We start from the raw sequence: 22,325 nt of genomic DNA, 5'->3' as shown, positions 1-22,325 counted from the left end.
TACGGGGGATATGATATGGGAACAAAAGTGGAGCATCAAGCTTTTACCGTAGTTGAAAATGGAACGATTGTTACGCCAGGCGGATTCTCGGCAGGAGGACTGCACTGTGGTCTGAAAAAAACATCACGCAACGACATCGGAGCGATTCGATGTGATATCCCTGCGACAGCTGCAGCGGTTTACACGACGAACGTGTTTCAGGCTGCTCCGCTCAAAGTCACCCGGGAAAGTCTGAGCAACGGACGGTTGCAAGCAGTGATTGTAAACAGCGGTAATGCCAATGCATGTACAGGGCAGCAGGGTGAAGAGGATGCGTATGCGATGCGTGCGGCAGCGGCTCGTGAACTGGGCGTGGCTGAAGAGGACGTGGCTGTGGCTTCTACGGGGGTCATCGGTGAATTGCTGAAAATGGATGCGGTGCATTCGGGCATCAAGGCGCTTCCGGAACAGCTCGGTAAGGAAACGAACGAAGCAGAACAATTTTCACAAGCGATTCTGACTACCGATCTGGTGAAAAAGGAAGCTTGCGTCTCCGTCGTAGTTGGCGGCAAGACGGTAACAATTGCGGGAGCGGCCAAAGGCTCGGGGATGATCCATCCGAATATGGCCACGATGCTGGCATTTATGACCTCGGACGCGGTCATCGGCGCAGAAGCGTTGCAGCGCCTGCTGCGCCAGGCGACCAACCATACATTCAACATGATTACCGTAGACGGTGATACGAGCACGAACGATATGCTCGTAGCGATGTCCAGCGGTTATGCAGGTAATGAAGAGCTGACGATGGATCACCCGGATTGGGAGGCATTTGCTGCCGGGTTCACATATGTATGCCAAGTGCTTGCCAAAGCGATTGCACGTGATGGTGAAGGAGCAACCAAGCTGGTGGAAGTTGAAGTGACGGGTGCGGTTAGCGACGAATCAGCACAAGCCATTGCCAAAACCGTAATCGGTTCAAGTTTGGTGAAATCCGCGATGTTTGGTGCTGACGCAAACTGGGGCCGAATTATTGCTGCTGTAGGCCGTGCAGGCCAACCCGTAAACCCGGATACGGTAGATATCCGTCTCGGAGACATTTCTGTGCTCGCTCAGTCTCGTCCTGTTGTGTTTGATGAAGAAGCGGCGCTGGAATACTTGCAGACCGATACAGTGCGTATTGTAGTGGACCTGCATCACGGTGAAGGCAACGCTGTAGCGTGGGGATGCGACCTGACGTATGACTATGTGCGGATTAACGCCGCGTATCGTACGTAAGTAGATGATATATCATGGGTATAAATTGTCTTATTCCTGATCGGACTCATTTCAAATGGATAAGATATCGAGATCGTCTTAAAATTAGGTTCACCAGAAAGTTTACTAAAGTATCTGAACGTTATTAAAGGTACTGAACTTGCAGCTTCATCTCTTAGAAAGCTGCGTACCATCATAGATGTAAAAATGTTTATAAGGATTAAACTTTTAAATATAAAAAATAAACGAATATAGTGGAAGAGGCGGAATCGATTCTGTAGAAGCGTAGCGTTCGCATTTGTCTCCGGGTTTTCCCTTTGGAAAAGGGGAATCAGAAAAACCTGGAGACAACGGCGATCGAAAGAACGATCCGAATCTGGAACGGCTAGCGTTTATCTATATCTTTTATATAGGTGTTAATCCTTTATAACCCCATAAGAAAGGAGTCTTGCCCCGTGAATTCAACCATGCCAAACGGCAGTACTGCAACGGAAGCAGGTACGGAAAAACAAATGTTTGTGATGAAATGTGGAGGCAGTACGCTGGCTGCATTGCCAGAGTCTTTCTTTGCAGATCTGCGTGATTTGCAGTCCTCGGGAAACGGCCCGGTCATCGTTCATGGCGGCGGCCCGGCGATCTCCGATAATCTGGCGAAGCTTGGGATTGAAACCGAATTTGTGAATGGCTTGCGCAAGACTACCGAACCTGTATTGGACGTTGTCGAGATGGTGCTGGCAGGTAGCATTAACAAACAGATCGTCCGTCTGATCCAGCGTGTAGGCGGTCAGGCTTTGGGTGTATCTGGTGTCGATGGCGGTCTCATTCAAGCGAAACCGGTAGAAAACCATGCCGAAATCGGCTGGGTTGGTGATGTAACAAGCGTCAAAGCAGAGATTATCCAGGGGATCGTAAACATGGGCTATATGCCCGTTATTGCACCCGTAGGTGTGGATGCGAGCGGACAGCGCTACAACATTAATGCCGATACGGCTGCTGGAGCGGTAGCGTCTCATCTAGGCGTAAGTCGAATGATCGTCGTGACAGACGTACCAGGCATTATGAAGACGATTGGTGGCGAGAAAAAAGTACTGCCATCCGTATCCGTTCAAGAGATCGAGGATATGATTCAAACCGGCGAAATCTACGGCGGCATGATTCCGAAGGTACGCGCAGCAATTGCCTGCATTCACGGCGAGGTACGCGAAGTTATTATCGTGGATGGTAGCGAACCGCAGATCCTGAGCCGCGTGCTTGGCGGAGAGACGATCGGTACACGAATTATCCGAATGCAGTAGATGTAATACGAAATTCAGACTTTAGGCTTTTATATATATAAAAAAGAATTTGTACACGACTTTTGTGAATCTGCTCATAACACAATAACGAAGATGACAGAAAAAACTGAAGAAGCGAAGCGTTCGCATGCATCGTGGATTTTTACTTTTTATCATTCTGGAACTATTTGTTTACATAAAAACGGAGAGGACAGAAAAAAACTGAAAAAGCGGAGCGGTCGCCTTTATCACCGGATTTTCCCTTTAGGAAAGGGAATCCAAAAAATCTGGGGATAACAGCGATTGAAAGGTTATTCTGTCATCGGAGTGGCTAGTGTAAACTGCCTTTAGTTCAATAAATATGATCGAAAAATCCATGGGTATATGCGATCAAAGGTTTTTTTCATCGAAGTGGCCAGTGTTATGTCTTGGATTCACCTTATACGTGTACGAATCGACAAGGAGTGATATGGTCATGGCAAAAGGCAACGAACAGCCAGGTTCTGGCACAGCCGTAGCAGGAGTAGCAGCAACAGGTGCAACGATACCGACGGAAAGCTCACTTTTTCAAACGTATGCACGGTATCCAATTAGCTTGGTCAAAGGTAAAGGCAGTTGGTTATGGGACGATCAGGGGAACCGCTATCTCGATTTCATGTGCGGACTTGCTGTGACGAGCCTGGGCCATGCACCGGAGAAAGTCGGAGCGAAGTTGAAAGCTCAGATCGATGAGCTGTGGCACGTATCTAACTTGTTCCAGATTCCAGGACAGGAAAAGGCAGCAGCCTTGCTGACAGCCAACACCTGCGCTGACGCGGTCTTTTTCTGCAACAGCGGCGCTGAAGCGAACGAAGCGGCGATCAAAGTGGCACGTCGTTATCAGCAGAAGGTGAAGGGCGAAGATCGGTACGAAGTGATTACCTTTGCCCAATCGTTCCATGGACGGACATTGGCAACACTGACGGCAACCGGTCAGGATAAGGTGAAAGAAGGATTTTTGCCACTGCCAGCTGGATTTGTAACGGTACCATTGCATGATATTCCTGCGCTCGAAGCGGCGATTGGACCAAAGACCGCAGCGATTATGCTGGAGATGGTTCAGGCAGAGGGCGGGGTGTATCCGGCGGAGCCGGAATTTGTGAAGCATGTGCGTAAACTGTGTGACGAGCACGGATTGCTCATGATCGTGGACGAAGTGCAGACAGGTATGGGACGTACAGGCAAGTTGTTTGCTCACGAGCATTATGGTGTTGAACCAGACGTGTTCACCGTTGCAAAGGGCATTGGTAGTGGATTCCCTGTTGGCGCAATGTTGGGTAAAGGGTTTCTGCGTGATGCATTTACACCGGGTAGCCATGCAACGACATTTGGTGGCACACCACTTGCATCCTCCGTTGTTATTGCGACCATTGAAACCATGCTGGAAGATTGTTTGCCGGAGCGTGCAGCCGAGATGGGCGACTATCTGATGACGTCCTTGCGCAATCGTCTGGCGGGCAACTCGTTCGTGAAAGAAGTGCGCGGTATGGGCTTGCTGGTCGGTATTGAGTGTGCAGAGCCGATCGGTGATATCGTATTGGCAGGACAGAAACGTGGTATCTTGTTTGTCTCAGCTGGACCGAATGTTATTCGCTTGCTTCCTAACCTGTATGTAAGTAAAGAAGAGATTGACGAAGCTGTATCCTTGGTAGCGACATTGATTGAGGAGCATGTAGCGGCGAAAGCTTAATCTCTTGATGATAAAATAAAGTACTGAACCGGGGCCATCACGGCCCCCGGCGCAGATTAAAGCGAAAGAATCCCTGTAGCCGCATGGTGCTCAAGCGCAGAAGTAGCAGAGGGTGACGATCCATCCGCGGTATAGATTGAATGGGAATTTGCTCTACCTAAGCTGATATGGAGAGTGTTAATTCAGCCGAGCCAAGTCAGCCAAGGACTGTAGAACTTCTGCCCGTGCGGGTGCAGGGAACCGGAAATGAGGAGGAACCAATAATGGCAGTACAGCACACAGACAAGGTCCAGAAAATTGATTTGAGAGGCCGGGATTTCATTGAATTCACGGACTATACAGCAGAAGAAATTCGTTACCTGCTTGATCTCGCGATTGAGATTAAAGGCAAGCAAAAAAGCGGTGTACCGTTCCAGCCCCTGAAGGGCAAAACGATCGGACTTATTTTTGAAAAATCATCGACACGTACGCGTGTATCCTTTGAAGTGGGTATGTTTCAGTTGGGTGGACATGCGCTTTTCCTGAGCAAAAACGACATTCAGCTGGGACGCGGCGAAACGACGCATGATACGGCTAAGGTACTGTCTCGTTATCTTGACGGCATCATGATCCGTACGTTTGGACACCATAATGTGATTGAACTGGCAGAACATGCCGATGTTCCGGTGATTAACGGCCTGAGCGATGCAGCGCATCCATGTCAGGTACTGGCGGATTTTCAAACGGTGCTGGAGCATAAAGGCAAACTGGCGGGTCTGAAAATGGCTTATGTCGGCGATGGCAACAACATGGCACACTCTCTGATGCTGGGTGCGGCAAAAATGGGGATGCACGTGGCAGTAGCCACACCGGAAGGATATGAGCCGGACAGCACGGTGGTCGAGCAAGCTCGTGCGATTGCACAGGAGAGTGGCTCCGAAGTAGTCGTAACCTACAGTGTGCAGGAAGCCGTGAAAGATGCCGATATTGTGTATACGGATGTATGGGCGAGCATGGGCTTTGAAGAAGAGCAAAAGATTCGTGAGCAGGCATTTGCCGCGTATCAGGTCGATGAGGAATTGATGAAAGGTGCCAAGCCGGACTACATGTTCCTGCACTGCTTGCCAGCACACCGCGGTGAAGAAGTGAGCGCAGGTGTCATTGACGGCCCGAACTCGCTGATCTTTGATCAGGCAGAGAACCGTCTGCATGCACAAAAAGCACTGATGGCCGCTTTGATGAGTGAATAGTCGCGATTTGCGGCAATGGGTTGATTTTAAACGCCAATTTGGCGATGATAGATGCAATATAGTAATTGATCTTGGGGAGGACCATACCACATGGCTAAGGAAAAAATCGTACTCGCCTATTCCGGCGGGTTGGACACATCTGTAATTTTGAAATGGTTGAAAGAAACGTATGATGCCGAGATTATCGCGTTTACTGCCGATATCGGTCAGAAGGATGAGCTCGACGGACTCGAAGAAAAAGCACTCGCTACGGGCGCTTCCAAAGTATACATCGATGATCTGCGCGACGAATTCGCGAAAGATTTCATCTATCCCATGTTCCAAGCAGGTGCCCTTTATGAAGGTCAATACCTGCTCGGTACAAGTATCGCGCGTCCGCTTATTGCTAAACGTATGGTGGATATCGCGCGTGCAGAAGGCGCTACAGCAATTGCTCACGGCGCTACGGGTAAAGGAAATGACCAGGTTCGTTTTGAGTTGAACGCAGCTGCACTGACACCGGACATTCAAGTGATCGCGCCTTGGCGTCTGGAAGAGTTCCGCAATCAGTTCCCAGGACGTGCAGAAATGATCGCTTACGCTGAAAAACATGGCATTCCGGTTACCGCTTCTGCGGCGAAACCTTATTCCACGGACCGTAACCTGCTACATATCAGCTATGAGAGCGGTGTGCTTGAAGATCCTTGGTTCGATCCGAGCGCGGACGAGAACAAAGATATGTTCCTGCTGAGCAGCGCACCTGAGGATGCACCGGACCAACCGGAGTACCTCGAACTGGAGTTTGAACAAGGTGACTGTGTTGCCCTGAACGGGGAGCGTCTGAGCCCGCTGCAAGTGATGGAGCAACTGAATGAACTGGGCGGCAAACACGGTATCGGCCGTGTAGACATGGTAGAGAACCGTTTTGTCGGCATGAAGAGCCGTGGCGTATACGAAACACCGGGTGGAACGATCCTGTTCACGGCACATCGCAAAATGGAATCCATTACGATGGATCGTGAAGTGATGAACCTGCGTGATAGCTTGATTACTCGTTACAGCACACTTGTGTACAACGGTTTCTGGTTTGCACCGGAACGTCTGGCACTGCAAGCTCTGGTAACGGAAAGCCAGAAGAACGTAACCGGTACGGTTCGTGTGAAACTGTACAAAGGAAATGTTATTGGCGCAGGTGTGAAAAGTCCTGTCAGCCTGTACAATCCGGACATTGCTACCATGGAAGCTGATCCATCTGAAGCTTATGATCAAGGCGATGCAACAGGCTTTATCCGCCTGAACGCACTGCGTTTGAAAGTACATTCCGGTGTGGAACAAAACAAAAAATAATTCACGGCGTGTGTATCACGCTACATCATAATTACTGACAAGGCGGGCCGTTCTTGCACATTCTGGCAGGGACGGCTTTGTCCATGAGCGAAAGGGGATACTCACTGTGAGCAAGCTGTGGGGAGGACGTTTTACGAAGCAAACCAACCATCTGGTTGAAGAATATACCGCATCCATTAATTTTGACAAAGCATTGGCGGAAGAAGATATTCAAGGCAGTTTGGCCCATGTGACGATGCTGGGCAAATGCGGTATTTTGCCGGCAGAAGATGTGGAAACGATCAAGGAAGGCCTAATCACCGTTTTGCATAAAATCCGTGCAGGTGAAGTGGAATTCTCCGTATCAGATGAAGACATTCACATGAATATTGAGAAAAACCTGATTGAAACGATCGGTCCTGTTGGCGGTAAACTGCATACAGGTCGTAGCCGGAATGACCAGGTGGCAACCGATATGCACTTGTATCTGCGTGAACGTGTCGTTGGTTTTGTTGGCATGCTGCATGCTTTGCAGGAAGCGTTGATCGGACAGGCTAAAGATAATCTGGATACGATTGTGCCGGGTTATACCCATTTACAACGTGCTCAGCCGATTTTGTTTGCACACCACTTGATGGCCTATGTATCGATGTTCCAGCGTGATGCGGAGCGTCTGATGGACAGCTACAAACGGATTAATGTACTGCCACTTGGTGCAGGAGCGCTTGCAGGAACAACATTCCCAATTGATCGTCATTTTGTAGCAGAGCAGCTTGGCTTTGATGGAGTATATGAGAATAGTCTGGATGCGGTAAGTGACCGTGACTTCATCGTGGAGTTCCTGGCCGCCGCTTCCCTGATCATGACTCACTTGTCCCGTTTGAGCGAAGAACTGGTACTGTGGAGTAGTACGGAGTTTGGCTTCGTAGAATTGGATGATGCGTTCTGCACAGGCAGTAGCATTATGCCGCAAAAGAAAAATCCCGATGTGCCCGAACTCGTTCGTGGGAAAACAGGACGTGTATACGGTAATCTGATCGGATTGCTGACCGTGCTGAAATCTCTTCCGCTGGCTTACAACAAGGATATGCAGGAAGACAAAGAAGGTATGTTTGATACGGTAGCAACGCTTGAAGGGGCGCTTCAGTTATTTGCTCCAATGATTGCTACGATGAAAGTAAACAAGGATCGTATGCGTCAAGCGGTAAACCAGGACTTCTCCAATGCAACGGATATTGCGGATTTCCTCGTCGGTGAGGGTCTGCCTTTCCGTCAAGCGCATGAGGTGATTGGTAAAACCGTATTGTACTGCATCCAGAATGGCAAATATTTGCTTGATCTGACGATTGATGAATTCAAACAATTTTCACCGCTGTTCGATGATCGGATCTATGCTGTGTTACAGCCTGAAGCAGTAGTTAACGCTCGTAATGTTTACGGTGGAACAGCGTCGGGTCAAGTGGCAGAGGCTATTGCTCGCAGTGAGAAGGTGCTCGGAGCAACCGAGCAGTGGATTGAAAATCGGGGTTAAGGCATAGGCTACAATCCAAGGTTAGGACTCAAAAAGATTAAAAAAGAAGCATGTTCGAGAGACGAATCTCTGACATGCTTCTTTTGTGTGTTTCCTATTGCTTTAAATTAAGGCTTCAGCCAGCTACCTTCGTTTACAGAAGGTAGCACCTTGCCATCCTGCACAACGATATGTCCGCGGACGATTGTACCTGCCAGACTCGACGGGAAAGTATGCCCGATATAGAGGCTCTGTTTATGCTTGGCATAATAGTTTTCTTCCGTCACGGTGAATGCTTCATTCAGATTTACGATGGCAAGGTCTGCATCCATTCCGACGGCGATACTGCCCTTACGATCTGCAAGTTCAAAACGTGTTGCCGGATTCGAAGCTGTCCAAGCAGCGACGTGCTCTAGTGGAATGTTGTGGGCTAATGCAAGTTCCAGAGCAGAGAGTAGTGTGAACTGTCCGCCACTGATTCCGCCCCATGCCTGAAAGAGATTATAATCTTTCGGATCTTTCATCTCGTAAGGGCATGGTGAATGATCGGAAGATAGCATATCGAATTTACCTTCTGCCAGGAGGGAGATCAATCGCTGTTGTTCATCCGCCTCACGCAGGGGAGGGGCACATTTGGCGATAGTCCCTTTTTCACGCAGGCTATCGTGGTTGAAGAGCAGGTAATGTGCGCAAGTTTCTACCGTTACATTCATACCACGGGCTTTTGCCGCCTCAATTTTAGCCACGGCTGCTGCGGAACTGATATGAACAAAATGCAGGGCGCAGCCTGTAATTTCGGAGTAATAGAGTGCGCGTTCAACAGCCTCAACTTCGGCGAGGATTGGCCTTGTCTCCAGATAGTCATCGGCGCTGACGAGTCCTGCCGCTTCCTTTTCAGCTTTCAACCAGTTCGTTATTGCCGCGCTTTCCGAATGCAGAGCCAGAATTTTGCCGAGAGCTGCAATCTTTTTCATGCCCGTCAGCAGTGTCATGTCGTCTACCGCTTCGAACTCTTTATTACCTGTGGTCGACAAGAAGGCTTTAAACCCAATGACACCAGATTCGGCTAATGGCTGCAAGTCATCTTCGTTGCCAGGTACGAGCCCGCCCCAGAGGCCGAAATCAACGATAGATTTTTCATTGCCGATGCGTGCCTTCTCCAGCAGAGCTTCTTCCGTGACTGTCGAGGGAATTCCGTTTAGTGGCATATCGAAAAAGGTCGTGCAGCCACCTGCGGCCATCATCGCTGATCCCGTAGTGAATCCTTCCCAGTGCTCCCTTCCTGGTTCGCTGAAATGCACGTGTACATCAATCATGCCTGGAAGTACATGCTGTCCAGTGGCATTCCACTCATGTGTAACTTCGCCCTCAAGTGTGGCGGCAATCGCCGCAATCTTGCCATCTTTCACGCCGATATCGACTTGTGCCACACCGTCTGGCAACACCACGCTTCCGCCACGTATGATCAGATCATAATGTTCCATATTCATCCCTCTCTCTTTTTGGTGATGTTTAAATGGGTTGGCTCTGGCAGTTAAGTCAGGCTCATTTATTCGTAGATGGTACCTTTCTTGAATGAGGAACCCTTAAAGGCGAACTTGCTGAGTAGCAGATAGGATAGACCTGCGGTAATGAAGCCGATAATCCAGCCGATGTCAACGAGCAGGAAGGCTGCTCCAGCTCCGATGAGCATAGCTAACAAGGCGCTTGGGTTATACCCTTTGAAGGAGCCGTTATCCAGATATAACTCCGCTGTATCAACCTTTTGTTTTCGCAAGATGTAATATTCGACCAGCATGATCGATACAATGGGCCCCAGGAATGCGGAATAGATTAGAATAAATGTATTCAAACCTTGAGCCGAGGAATCCTGTACGAGTACCCATGGGAACGAACAAAGGGCGAGTAAACCAGTGATGATAACAGATGCTTTGTATTTGAGCTTGGTAACAAGCGAGATGACGTAAGCGGGTGGTACGATGTTAGCGACCATGTTAACGGCAACTGCACCAATAACGATGAAGGCTGAAACAAATACGGTGATATATGGGTTGTCCACAATAACAGCAAATGCTTTGACTGGATTGGAAATGCCTGTTGCTGCTGCCATCATTGCACCAATGGTCAGAACGAATCCATAAGCGATAACGATCGGGAAGAAGTAGAGCATACTACGCTTTTTGTCACTCATGCCGCTCTTCAGCTCACGAGAATAATCACCTGCACTTAGGAAGATGGCTGCGTAGTTGCCGAGGAATACCATGATGAAAGCAAAGAATGGGAGTCCCCATGTCCCTTTGGCATTCACCCAATTTTCGGTAATAGCTGTGCTGTGGGAGTTAAGTAATAAGGTGAATACATAGACGAGTGCAAGCATGATAACGACGGAAGCGAGAGTTTCAACCCACTTGATTGCGTGAAAGCCATAAAGTGACAGGACAATCTGAACGGCCTGTAGCAAGATAAAACAAACAGGAATACTGTCTAAGCTGCCACCGCTTAATACTTTGACAATTTCATTCAAAGCCGTTGCTCCGACCCAGCTCTGGAAGCCGTACCACACGATGGCGGGCACACCACGTAAAAAGGAGGAGATAATCGATCCTTTGATGCCAAAGGACATTCGCAGTTGAACGACATAAGGGATGCCTGTTCGATAACCAAACCGGTCATTGATCGCAAAGATCACGGAAATAATACCAATGGCAATCATCGCAGCTACAAATGTCTGAAACACATTGAGCGTGGCGACACCAGCAACAATGAGGCTCGCTCCGAGGGTCATGTTACCGAGGTTCACGCCATCCCCGATCCACATGAACATGTAGGGTACTGATCCGATTGTTCTCTCGCTCTCCTGTTTCGGTTTTAAGGAGTCGTCGATGCTGATTTCTTCGTGTAGCTGCGTCTGTTTCAGTACTTGTCCTGCCAAATTCGTTGACATATCTGCCCCACTCCTCTTTGATATGGGGTGCCGCAAGGCTGGTTGATCTCTGAATTAACGAGTCGTTCCATCCATTCCTGTCTGCACACCACAGATGATATAAAACATGTAAGATAAAATAACTTAATAATGTTATGTATCCTTACTTGTTCTTTATATCTCTTATTTTATCATCTTGTTTGTACAATTCATTGACAAAAACGTAGATTGTTCTCGTAATTTCTGTTGAATTTGTATGAAAAAATATGACGTGGTATGTGAAGTTAGGATAAAATGGTGTAAAAAACGCATTTTTGTGTTCAAAACATCTTACAATGTTCGGTTTTCGCTCTCTACCCTATTATCTAGTTTCCGAAGCCCATCAATCTGACAGCTAACCACATCGCCTGGTTGAATGGTGACTGATCCCGGGGTGCCTGTTAAGATGACATCTCCCGGATGAAGTGTCATCACGTTCGACAGAAAAGAAATCAGGTACGCAGGAGAAAAGATCATATGATTAACGGTATTGCTGTGGGCAACATGATCATTGTGAACCGTTTGAATCTCAAGTTCATTCAAATTTTCGTATTCTTCAGGCGTTGAGAGAGAAGAGCCAAAGCTTAGGAATGTGTCAAAACTTTTGGCACGCTGCATAAACCGGGGGTTGCGGGCATGAATATCCTTGGCAGTCATATCAAGTGAGGTCGTGTAACCTGCTATAACGTCCATTGCCTGCTCTTCACCAATGCCTTTGCATGTTTGTCCGATGACAATCGCGAGTTCTGCCTCAGCAGTGATCTGTCCCGCTCCAAACGGTAAACGAATCGTTTCCCCGGAGCCAATCAGGGATGAATCAGGTTTGAGAAAAATAACGGGTTCATCCTCGGGTGGATGTCCAGATAGTTCGATGGCTTTGTCCCAATAGTTCATGCCGACACCGATGATTTTCCCTGGACGTCGATACAGCGCACGATAGGGCGCGTCATTGACTGGCAGAGAAGACAGTGAGGCAAGCTGCTTGTGTTCATTGCGGTACCAGTTACGTAGTGCGTTGAATTGATTATTTTGCAGCAAAGTAAACAGATCTGTATCCCAGCTCGTGCCGAATTGCTCGTTCAGCCAAGCCAGTGGAGTAATGCCTCGATCCGTCCAAAAAGCAATTTGCTCCCGCCCCTTATCTTCAATCGTTACAAGTTTCATCGGCACACCTCTTCCGCAAACTGTTTTGCTGTCCAATGTAATAACTTAAGATCTGTCTTCGTACCACCGATAAAAGATAACCCGAGTGGCAGTCCATCAGGACGGAGAACAGGAACTGTAACCTGGGGCAGGCCGGAAAGGCCTGCGATACAGGAGAGCTGCATCGTTTTGGCGCGGTAAGCTTCTGCTTCAGGACCTTTCAATCCCAGCAGGGGAGCCGGGCCCGGTGCGGTCGGGATGGCAAGCAGACCATCTTCTCCTAACAAGTCAATGAGGTTACGCCTTACGCGAGCACGCATTTTCACTTCGGCCTCGCTAGCAGACTTCTCAAGGGAGCAAGCCCACTCAAAACGTTCTGCGATCCCTGGGCCAAACGTCGGACGTTCTTTTGTCAGCCAGTCGCTGTGTTCGTGTGCAATTTCCAGCCCTTGAAGAACACGGAACGCCGCTGACCAGTCTGCCAAGCTCTCGGCAGGTTCGGTTAGGTTAATGGTTTGATAACCTTCCGGCTGCCATCCCTGAATTCCATGTAATGTTGAGAGCAAGATCGAACGATCTTCAGCTTCTGGCAGATTCCATGCTTCTGTCGCTATGAAGAAATGAGTGAACGGCTTCATATCTATTTCAGATGTAATATCTGAACCATTGTCTTTCAGAAGAAGCTTCTCTTTCAGTAGCACGTTGCCTACGTTACGTAAAATAGTTACATCCTGGCTCATCCAGCCGACTGTATCAAAGCTCTGTGCAAGAGGAATGACCCCTTCTGTCGATACTGCTCCATGCGTTGGGCGAAAGCCGTACAGACCACAGTACGAAGATGGAATACGTACAGAACCGCCGGTATCTGTTCCGACGGCGAAATCGGCGAGTCCCGCTGCTGCTGCCACGGCGGACCCACTCGAGGAACCACCTGGAATCCGATCCGAAGCGAGGGGATTGGTTGGTGTGCCATAGTGAGCATTTTCCCCATTCAGGCTGTACATCAATTCATCTGTCTGTGTTGTGCCTTCGAGAATTGCGCCATTCTCCAGCAGGGTAAGCAATGCAGGAGCAGTAGAGGTTGCAGAATCATGTGTGCGAAGCCAATCTGGATTGCCTGCTCCGCTTGTTTCTCCCTGAATATTGAAAACATCTTTGACTGCAAAGGTTAGTCCACTTAGTGAGCCAGCTTGGGTAGCTGGGAGTCTGATTTCTGCATTAACGTATGCCCCCCAGTGATTAGGCTGGAGCGCATCGGTTGTTTTTTTTGGACCCGTTTTCATTGCGGATGTTTCTGTCTGTTCCTGATTTGAATGATTCATTAGTTATTCCCCTTTCGTTCTTATACTAGGGCTTAGTGCACTCAGGGAGGAGCGGGAGTGGACTTGGTTCAATAACAAAGCCAGTAAAATACCTACCAAAAGCCCGTTTCCGAGCAGTGGACGTAGCAATGGGGGTAATGTTGTAAAAATTTCCGACGGTAATCCCATAACGATAATACCTATGAATAATGGCGCAGCCGTCCGGTAGAGGTTTGCCGCATCCATATGAAGCTGTCCGAAATACTGGAGTGAAGAACCTAACAGGCGAAGGTATGTCACGAATAGTATAGCGCTTCCGATACTGAGCGGAAGTTGTGTCAGTAAACCAGTGACGGCTGGAATCAGGCCGATAGCTGCAAACATCAGACCCCCAATAACAAACGGAAGTCTTTCTCGCATACGGGTTTGTTGGAGAAAGCCTACAGAACTAACATATGGAGCGTATGGAACGAGTCCGAGCACACCTGATATCACTGCAAGGATGCCACTGATTGTAAAAGAACGTTTATACTGGCTGCTGGCCGCTTCGTGCTCATAGATAGCATCCGTACCTTTCAGGGCACCAAATGTGTTTGAAGTGTTGATTAAACCGGCAATCACGGCGATCGCGATTACGCCAGTGTTCAATCCACCCGCAGGTTCCCCAAGCGGGAACCAGACTGCATCGAGTGTTCCTGAATTGGATGTTCCCCCAGAGCTGCCGAAGATAAATACATGTAATGCCCAGCCGCCCAAAATACCAATCAGCAAAGCATACTGCGCTATGGCTGGCCGTGCTTTTATGGATAAGACAGCAACCAAAACAGCCACTGCTGCGGCTAGTAGGAAGACGGCAGGTTGGATTACGTTCGCCTTGTCGGAAGAACCTGATGAGATACCAAGCATACCTTCGAGAAAAATGATATTCAGTCGGCAACCAAGTAAGAACATAAATACAGCCATGACTCCTGGCGTAAATAATTTCGATAAAGGCGTAGCTAGACCGCATAAGCCAATCAGGATTGTGATCACACCCGAGATCAAAATGCCGACGGCGAGACTACCCCCGAGTTCCGTCAAGGATATACCAAGGGAGGGGGCGGATGCGCTAAGGCTCAGGATGACACCCCACCATAACCCCGACTGTCCTTCCATGACGGATCTTTGATGTCCAAGCCATGCTTGTACAGCACATGCGATTCCGGTGAGGATGAATGAACACTGGATCAGAAATTGAATTCGTTCCTGTGGCAATGCAAATGCCGCCCCAACTGTAATAGGTATAACTACTGTATTGGTAAATAAGAAAAACAGCCATTGCAGCCCGCCCAGACCTGAGCGGAGCCGGTTGATTTTAAGCATGTGTCACCTTCCGTGTGGATCTTCGTTGAAAATGTTTCTTGTGCATTCAGGCAATCCATGATGCAGTTGATGTATTTTAACGAAGTCTGAATTGTACAAAAGGATTCCGGCAGTTCCCGGAATCCTTTCAATATTAATAAATAGCCTTGATTCTAATTGACCAATAACAGTGCTCCTATGCGATGTTTAAATCCCTCGGCGCTTTATTCTGCTTGCTCGTAAACGTCAAGGGCCTCTTGCACCCCGCGTCCGATCACAATCGGAGCTTTATGCCGGATTAACACAGCTTCCAGTGCGGATAGGACGAATAGTACGTTTTCTTTCCGACAACTGTAACCCATGGTGCCGATTCTCCAGATCTGCCCATGCAACGGTCCGAATGAGCTAGCGATTTCAATACCAAACTGGGTCAGAAGTGTAGTTCGTACAGAATCGCCATCTATCCCTGTAGGAATTTTTACACAGGTGACGACTGGAAGCTTCCATGCTTTATCGTTGAACAGCTCCAGACCCATGCCGCGGATACCTGCCATCAGTGCTTTTTCATGTAATCGATGACGTTCGAAGCGTGTTTCAAGCCCTTCTTCCAGCAGAATGCGCAAGCCTTCACGCAGTGCGTACAGCATGGATGTTGCCTCTGTATGATGATTCAGCCGTCGTGGCCCCCAGTAATCTTGCAACTGGCTCAGATCAAAGTAATTACTGCGGATTGGATGTGCGACATCCCGGCGATCACTCTCAAGTGCAACACCACGTTCTACCTTTTTCCGACTTGCCAGAATGCGTTCTACCCGCTCGTTGTAAGTTACAGGAGCCATGCCAGAAGGGACGGATATGCACTTTTGGGTGCCGCCAATCACGGCATCGAGTTGCCATTCATCTACTTTGACTGGGGCGCCGCCAATGGAAGCAACAGCATCAACGACCGTTAATACACCAAGTTCTCGGCAAGCTGGACCGATCTGGTCCAGTGGCTGCATGCAACCTGTTGAAGTCTCGCCATGTACGATGGCTAAAATTTTCGGCTGAACTCGTTTTACCTCATCGATTACTGCTTGTTGGTCGAATACTTTTCCCCATGGGCATTCCATGAGATGGAGTTCTGCGCCGTGACGTTCGGCAATTTCAGTCAGCAGATGTCCGAAGCGTCCGAAGATAGGAACAAGCACTTTGTCCCCTGGCTCGATCAGGCTGCACAGCACGGCTTCCAGACCGGAACGTGAAGTGCCATCAACCGGAAAGGCCCACTGGTTCGTCGTTTGGAATGTCTGCCGCAACATGTCCATCGTTTCGTTCATCATTCGGGTGAATTCCGGATCGAATTGGCCCAGAATGGGTGTTGCCATGGCTCTTAAAACTCTCGGGTCAACCTCGACTGGTCCTGGGGTCATAATGGTTCTCAAAGGTGCATGAATTTCCCGGTACTGTGTCATCTCGTCATCGCCTCCTGGTTCTAGTTGTTCATTCAATATGCCAGCTTATATAACAGGTCGATTAACAGGCGAACTCCGCGCTGCAAATCTTCCGTATGGGTGAATTCAGCAGGGGAGTGGCTAATGCCGCCCTGGCTTGGAACGAATAATAATCCTGTTGCACAATACGTGCCGAAAATCTGTGAGTCATGTCCTGCGCCACTTGTCATTTTTTTGTATGAAATACCTTCGCTTTTTAAAATGTCCTCAGCCGTTTGGTTTAACGTGCAATCCATCGCAACGGGAGGTTCATCCATCCACTTATGGCAAGCGACCGTTGTTCCATGTTCAGAGGCGACGGTCTCGAAGTCACTGAAGCATGCCTCGCAAAATTGCTCAATGATCTTGGCATCACTGTGACGAACATCCAGGCTAAAGGTGACCTCGCGTGCAATGACATTACCTACATTCGGTTTAACTTCCATGCGTCCAACGGTGGCGACAAGTCCAGACTCATGGGCTTTGGCCCGATGCATCAATATTCGGATCAACTCGGCTGAAGTAAACATCGCATCACGACGCCACTGCATAGGTGTTGTCCCGGCATGGTTGCTCTCACCGTATACCGTAATGTTATAACGGCGTTGCCCCACGATGTGACTGACGATGCCGATTGATTTCTCTTCGCGTTCAAGCACCTGGCCTTGTTCGATGTGCAGTTCAATAAAACATTCCAGGTCTTTGCGTGTTGGCTGCGCATGAAGTCCGAGTCCGAATCCTGCCTCGTGCATGGCCTGTTCGAAGGGGATTCCGTTTACATCGTTGATGTGGTGGATGGCCTCGCGCTCTTTTACTCCCGTTATGTTGCCTGAGCCCCAATAAGTCATTGGGAAACGACTGCCTTCTTCTTCACACAACGATACCACTTCAATAGGTTTGAGTGGCTGACCATAATGTGTGAGCAAATGTTCCACAGCAATGAGTGCTGCAATGATCCCATAGGCTCCGTCATATTTGCCACCGCCGATCACGGTGTCGACATGAGACCCGGTTAACACTACGTTTGCTTCAGGATCACGTCCAGAGAGCCGACCAAACAAATTGCCGACATCGTCATAGCGTGCGGATAAACCAAGTTGTTCTATTTTAGCTTGAATCGCCTTCTGAGCTGCGCTCCAAGCCGGGTCATAGAGCAAACGGGTTACACCGCCGCTGTTGTCTTTTCCGTACGAAGCCAGCCATTCGACCATCTCTTCGATCTGATTAGACAAGGCAGATGGTTTTGGTTGTTCAATCATCAAGTGCAGTATCCCCCATTCCGGTAACGCTAGCTTTCCGACCGATGTTAGATTAATTAACTTGGCATTGCGTTTAATTCATCGTAAAATAAAAAAAATTAAAAAGCATTCACGAAAATGTAGAAGAATAGCTGAATTCGTTGTGCATGTTAACCATAGGGGTGGAGAAGGATGAAAATGAGTGACCTGCTGAAGCTGGGTGTATTCAACGGCACAATCGTGGTAGGGGGAAGCGGTGGTTTGAATCGGGAGGTTCATACCGTCAATATGATGGATGCTCCTGATATTATTCCGTACTTGAAAAGAAATGAGTTACTGATTACGACGGCTTTTCACTTCAAGGATGACCTGCCGGCTCTGCTTGAACTGATTCGTGAGATGGGGCAACAGGAATGTGCAGGACTGGGTATCAAAAGCAAAAGATTTCTCGGCAACATTCCTGAATCCGCAGTTCAGCTGGCAAACGAGTTGGAACTGCCTCTGGTGGAACTGCCTGTTGATCCTTCGCTAGGTGATATTGTCAACAAATCGCTGAGCCATATCCTCGATGTACGAACAACGGAGTTGCATAACGCCATACAGACCCATCGTCAGTTCACCCAACAAATTATGAGCGGTCAAGGTATACCTAAGCTGCTTGATCAATTATCTGCTTTGCTGCGATTTCCTGTATATTTGCTCGGGCCGTATCTGCAGCCAATCTTCGGCCGAGTTCCTGCTAAAACGGTTGTACAACTGGAGATGTTATTATCTGGCGGTGGTCAAATTCATGTAGCGCCTTCCGTGTTCTCGGCATTTTCCTTGTTAGGTGAGGAACGTGAAACGTTAACATTATTTCCCGTATTCACCCATAGACAAGTTCATTTCCTGTGTATTACCGGCTTCATATCACCTGCTGAACGTTCAAGCATTCTGACCATTGAACAGGCAACGAACGTGATTGCGTTTGAATTAATGAAGGATAATGCATTGAAGCAGAATCGGCGCCGGATCCAGAATGAGTTTTTTACTAACTTTATTGGAGGGATCTTCTCGAGCAACGAGGAGATTGCAAACCGGGCAAGGGAGTTCGGACTGTCCAGCGATCAACGATACCTTTGTGTGGTCGGCAAGCTGAATAGCAAGGATCGAGCGACGTCATTCATGCAATATAAGGCAGAACAGGATCAGATTGCTGAACATCTTCAAGGGGAGTTAGCACACTTCCGCCATCCTATATATTTGTTCACCCATGACCGATCCTATGTGCTACTCATGCCGCTGGTTGAAGAGTGGGAGATGGTCAAACCTTCCTTTATCGAGTTACTGGAACGTCTGCAACGTAAAATTGCCATGTATTACGAATCGGAGCTGTCATTTGGTCTTAGCAGTTATGCCCAGCCACTTAGCCAGATTCCTTTATCTTTTAGAGAGGCGAATGAAGCTCTCTATTTCGGGAGTATATCGGGAAAAATACGCTTTATCGAAATGTATCAGCCGAAGGAAGTATCTGAAATTTTGCGTTTGATCCCCCATGATCATCTGAGAAAATTTTATGTGGATACGATGCAAGGATTCGAAGATGAGACACTTAAGGATCACCATATGTTGCTTCATACATTGTCTGTATATCTGGAAACGCATTGTCATCTTGCCGAGACGGCAAAGCGGCTTTATATTCACCGGAATACTGTAATTTATCGAATGGAAAAATGCGAAGAGATTATCGGTCGTAGCCTGAAAGACCCGGAGGAGACATTGCGTCTTCGGATGGCCTTTCGGATCAAAGCGTTGCTACCAGAAGAAGGAAAAGCGGCGTATTGATAGAGTGACCTAATATGATTACAAGCAGGCTGAGATAAACTGTACCCCCAGGTTAGTTATAGTAACCGAGGAGGCACAGTCCACTTTAAGCCTGCTTTTTTAGTTGGCAATTAATACAGAGAGGGAGGCCTCTCTTATGTGCCTCAGTCTCTTTTAGACAGCGGTAACCACTTCAACACATTCTGAATTTTCACGTCCCAGTAACCCCATTCATGTTCCCCGGGTTCTTCCTCATAAGTTAACTTGAAGTCTGTCTCGGCGCAGGCTTTACGGAATGTCTGATTATCTTCATACAGAAAATCCTCTGTACCACAGCATTGATAGAGGAGTGGCCGTGGAGCCGGGTTATGTTTACTCTCCTGGAGCAAATGGATTAAATCGTTCTCTGAGCCTGCAAATTGAGGCCCGAAGATACGTAACAGTTCGGCCTGCCGTAAAGCGGATGGGGCGTCGTTGCTCAAATGAGCGGCCATGTCAAGAGCACCCGAAAGACTTGCCGCCGCAGCGTATTGATCCGGTTTTCGCAGAGCCAGCTTGAAGGCACCGTATCCGCCCATGGATAGGCCAGCAACGAAATTATCTTCGCGTTTCGGTGACAGCGGGAAGAAGGAGCGCGCGAGTTTAGGCAATTCCTCACTAATGAATGTCCAGTATTGTCCTCCCTCTGCCATGTCCGTGTAGAAACTGCGATGAACCTGAGGCATAACGACCGCAATTCCGAGTGAAGCGACATAACGTTCAATCGAAGTGCGGCGTAGCCAGATGGAATCGTCATCGGACATCCCGTGAAGCAAATACAGGGTTGGGTGCAGACCAGAACCAGTGACGTTTTCCATTCCGATCTGATTGTGGGTCTGCTGTGGCAGAATCACATGCATGCTTGTACTTAATCCGAGGGCATCTGAGTAGAAATCACATTTAATGAGTGCCATACCAAAAAGTAACCCCTTTCATAAATGGAAGTCGAATAAGGATGTTATTATGCCATGGAAAAGGTGAGAAAACTGAAATATATCAGCTTATATTCAAGGTTATACCCAAAATAAAGTAAACGCAATGATAGGTTATAAAACGTATTCGATATCTGCGTAAATAATCTTTGTATAATCAACTTTCTGAACAAAACAAAGAAATAAATAAACAAAGAATAGATTATTTCATCACATATGATCCTCGTATCTTTACAACGTAACAATGTTTTGTTACACTAACTTTAATGAAAAGGGGGTCCTGAAATTGACGGATGATTTGATCTCCAAAAAAGAGCTACTTGACCTGACAGGCATTTCATACGGTCAATTATATCGTTGGAAACGAAAAAACCTGATTCCTGAGGAGTGGTTTATTCGAAAGTCTTCTTTTACGGGACAGGAAACATTTTTTCCTAAACAGCAGATTTTACAGCGGATCGACAAGATTGTTCATATGAAAGACGGGTTGTCGCTGGATGAACTGGCAGATGTGTTCTCGCCAACACTTGGTGAGGTGGAGATGTCAGACCAACAACTGCTGGATCGAAACATTGTTTCACTAGCTTCGCTTGATCTGTTAAACGAGGCTGGTCGCCAGCAGTCATTATATGGTCTCGAACAGATTATGATGCTTTATGTGCTTGAAAAGCTGCTTCTCAGCGGGGATATCACTCAGCAGGAGGGGTTACTCCTGATTGATGTAATGTCTGAACACTATTACCGGTTTCGTGACCGTGCTAGTGAATTGCTGCTTATTCGCAAGATGGGCGTACCTGCCTTTATGGTGGTGAACTCGGGAGCTGAACTTTATTTTGATCAAGGGGTAAAAGTGGTACTTCGCATTCCGCTTGCAACGTTCATGGAAGAATTGAAACTTAAATTGGGCTGAGGGGGATTTTACGAATGGAAGAACGTCACTTAAGAAATGATTTGAATGTCACAGGCTCTCGCAAAACAACAGGCGGTTCTTATCACCGAGTGAATATTGACGGTATGGCTAAACTGGATGGTGATCTGGATTGTTCCTCCCTAAGCGTTAACGGCACGCTGAAAATCTACGGTTCCCTCGTCTCCGAGAGCACAACGATCAACGGAATGGCCAAAGTGGAGGGAGAACTGCAGACCCAATCTCTAGATGTCAATGGAACATTGGGAGTTCATGGTGCGGCGCGTGCCGAGAGTACGATGGTTAACGGAATGTGTACCATTAATGGTCCACTGGTCAGCAATCGGGTACGTGTGGATGGCATGACCACGATTAATGGAGACTTATCTACGCCTGAGTTTACTGTGAACGGAAAGTGTAATGTGCGCGGTAGAGTGGACAGTGAGCGTATTGATATCGGTGGTATGGCAACGATTGATGGAGATGTGCAGGGTGAAGTAATCAACGTTCAGGGCAATATTAAAGTGGGCGGACTACTTAATGCGGACATTGTGGAGATTCGTTTATACACGTCTTCTTCAGCAAGAGAAGTAGGCGGTGAGCGTATCGATATTCGGCGCAAGGAACGCAGCGGATTATGGAAAGCGCTCGGATTGGGCGGTGCGCCATCCTTCAGGGCTCAATTGATCGAGGGCGATGAGATTGTACTGGAAGATACCGAAGCGGATACGGTTCGAGGGAGTCGAGTCCATATTGGGCGCGGCTGTAATATCCGGTTTGTGGAGTACTCTGGCGAACTATCCGTTGATCCGGAAGCGAAGGTGGGTAACAGCGAGCGAATTTAGCCAAGAGGCAAGATGCAAGAGACGGCTCGTATAATCTTATAAAAGTAGAACTTATGGTTATC

17 protein-coding genes are annotated in these 22,325 nt (G+C 48.1%); 9 read left to right on the top strand and 8 right to left on the bottom strand.

Annotated features, from left to right (window positions below; translation table 11 throughout):
• The first annotated feature begins 15 nt into the window (after positions 1-15).
• The 6 genes from argJ to argH all read left to right on the top strand — a co-directional run bounded on the left by argJ (position 16) and on the right by argH (position 8,301).
• Entirely contained in the window at positions 16-1,254 is a 1,239-nt protein-coding gene (argJ, locus tag ACT89M_RS25405) for a bifunctional glutamate N-acetyltransferase/amino-acid acetyltransferase ArgJ (RefSeq protein ID WP_253499800.1), read from the top strand.
• 446 nt (positions 1,255-1,700) lie between these two features.
• Complete coding sequence (gene argB, locus ACT89M_RS25400) at positions 1,701-2,528, top strand: acetylglutamate kinase (protein WP_308722789.1); 828 nt, start codon at positions 1,701-1,703, stop codon at positions 2,526-2,528.
• Between the two features lie 454 nt (positions 2,529-2,982).
• Entirely contained in the window at positions 2,983-4,236 is a 1,254-nt protein-coding gene (locus ACT89M_RS25395) for an aspartate aminotransferase family protein (RefSeq protein ID WP_308722739.1), read from the top strand.
• A gap of 263 nt (positions 4,237-4,499) precedes the next feature.
• Positions 4,500-5,465 (top strand): ornithine carbamoyltransferase, encoded by a 966-nt coding sequence (gene argF / locus ACT89M_RS25390; RefSeq protein ID WP_308722740.1) that lies wholly within the window; start codon positions 4,500-4,502, stop codon positions 5,463-5,465.
• Positions 5,466-5,555: 90 nt separating this feature from the next.
• A complete protein-coding gene (locus ACT89M_RS25385) occupies positions 5,556-6,791 on the top strand; it encodes an argininosuccinate synthase (RefSeq protein ID WP_090922968.1) in 1,236 nt (411 codons plus the stop codon).
• A gap of 106 nt (positions 6,792-6,897) precedes the next feature.
• On the top strand, positions 6,898-8,301 hold the full coding sequence (argH, locus tag ACT89M_RS25380) for an argininosuccinate lyase (RefSeq protein WP_110895522.1): 1,404 nt from the start codon (positions 6,898-6,900) through the stop codon (positions 8,299-8,301).
• 107 nt (positions 8,302-8,408) lie between these two features.
• Here argH and ACT89M_RS25375 read toward each other — a convergent pair whose 3' ends face one another.
• From ACT89M_RS25375 to allC, 7 genes are all read right to left on the bottom strand, one after another.
• Entirely contained in the window at positions 8,409-9,764 is a 1,356-nt protein-coding gene (locus tag ACT89M_RS25375) for an allantoinase (protein ID WP_308722741.1), read from the bottom strand.
• A gap of 65 nt (positions 9,765-9,829) precedes the next feature.
• On the bottom strand, positions 9,830-11,224 hold the full coding sequence (locus ACT89M_RS25370) for an NCS1 family transporter (RefSeq protein ID WP_308722742.1): 1,395 nt from the start codon (positions 11,222-11,224) through the stop codon (positions 9,830-9,832).
• Between the two features lie 309 nt (positions 11,225-11,533).
• Entirely contained in the window at positions 11,534-12,406 is an 873-nt protein-coding gene (locus ACT89M_RS25365; RefSeq protein ID WP_308722743.1) for a fumarylacetoacetate hydrolase family protein, read from the bottom strand.
• Complete coding sequence (locus ACT89M_RS25360) at positions 12,403-13,668, bottom strand: amidase (RefSeq protein ID WP_373323241.1); 1,266 nt, start codon at positions 13,666-13,668, stop codon at positions 12,403-12,405. The genes ACT89M_RS25365 and ACT89M_RS25360 overlap by 4 nt, the downstream gene beginning before the upstream one ends.
• Before the next feature lie 42 nt (positions 13,669-13,710).
• Entirely contained in the window at positions 13,711-15,048 is a 1,338-nt protein-coding gene (locus ACT89M_RS25355; protein ID WP_308722745.1) for a uracil/xanthine transporter, read from the bottom strand.
• Positions 15,049-15,251: 203 nt separating this feature from the next.
• The gene (locus ACT89M_RS25350; protein ID WP_308722746.1) at positions 15,252-16,481 is read right to left on the bottom strand and encodes a pyridoxal-phosphate-dependent aminotransferase family protein; all 1,230 of its coding nucleotides are present in this window, start codon (positions 16,479-16,481) and stop codon (positions 15,252-15,254) included.
• 32 nt (positions 16,482-16,513) lie between these two features.
• Entirely contained in the window at positions 16,514-17,758 is a 1,245-nt protein-coding gene (allC, locus tag ACT89M_RS25345) for an allantoate deiminase (RefSeq protein WP_308722790.1), read from the bottom strand.
• A 171-nt stretch (positions 17,759-17,929) separates the two neighbouring features.
• On the opposite strand from allC, the gene ACT89M_RS25340 reads away from it, so the two are divergent.
• Entirely contained in the window at positions 17,930-19,561 is a 1,632-nt protein-coding gene (locus tag ACT89M_RS25340) for a PucR family transcriptional regulator (protein WP_308722747.1), read from the top strand.
• A gap of 143 nt (positions 19,562-19,704) precedes the next feature.
• Here the strand turns inward: ACT89M_RS25340 and ACT89M_RS25335 are convergent, their stop codons facing one another.
• A complete protein-coding gene (locus ACT89M_RS25335; protein ID WP_308722748.1) occupies positions 19,705-20,493 on the bottom strand; it encodes an alpha/beta hydrolase in 789 nt (262 codons plus the stop codon).
• Between the two features lie 304 nt (positions 20,494-20,797).
• On the opposite strand from ACT89M_RS25335, the gene ACT89M_RS25330 reads away from it, so the two are divergent.
• Both ACT89M_RS25330 and ACT89M_RS25325 read left to right on the top strand, forming a co-directional pair.
• Positions 20,798-21,421: a YhbD family protein gene (locus tag ACT89M_RS25330; protein ID WP_090922987.1), complete on the top strand. Its 624-nt coding sequence runs from the start codon at positions 20,798-20,800 to the stop codon at positions 21,419-21,421.
• 14 nt (positions 21,422-21,435) lie between these two features.
• Positions 21,436-22,263: a polymer-forming cytoskeletal protein gene (locus tag ACT89M_RS25325; RefSeq protein ID WP_154984708.1), complete on the top strand. Its 828-nt coding sequence runs from the start codon at positions 21,436-21,438 to the stop codon at positions 22,261-22,263.
• The last annotated feature ends 62 nt before the right edge of the window (positions 22,264-22,325 follow it).

The sequence above is a fragment of the Paenibacillus sp. NN59 genome, assembly GCF_057597225.1.
This window is presented reverse-complemented; position numbering and strand designations above follow the sequence as displayed.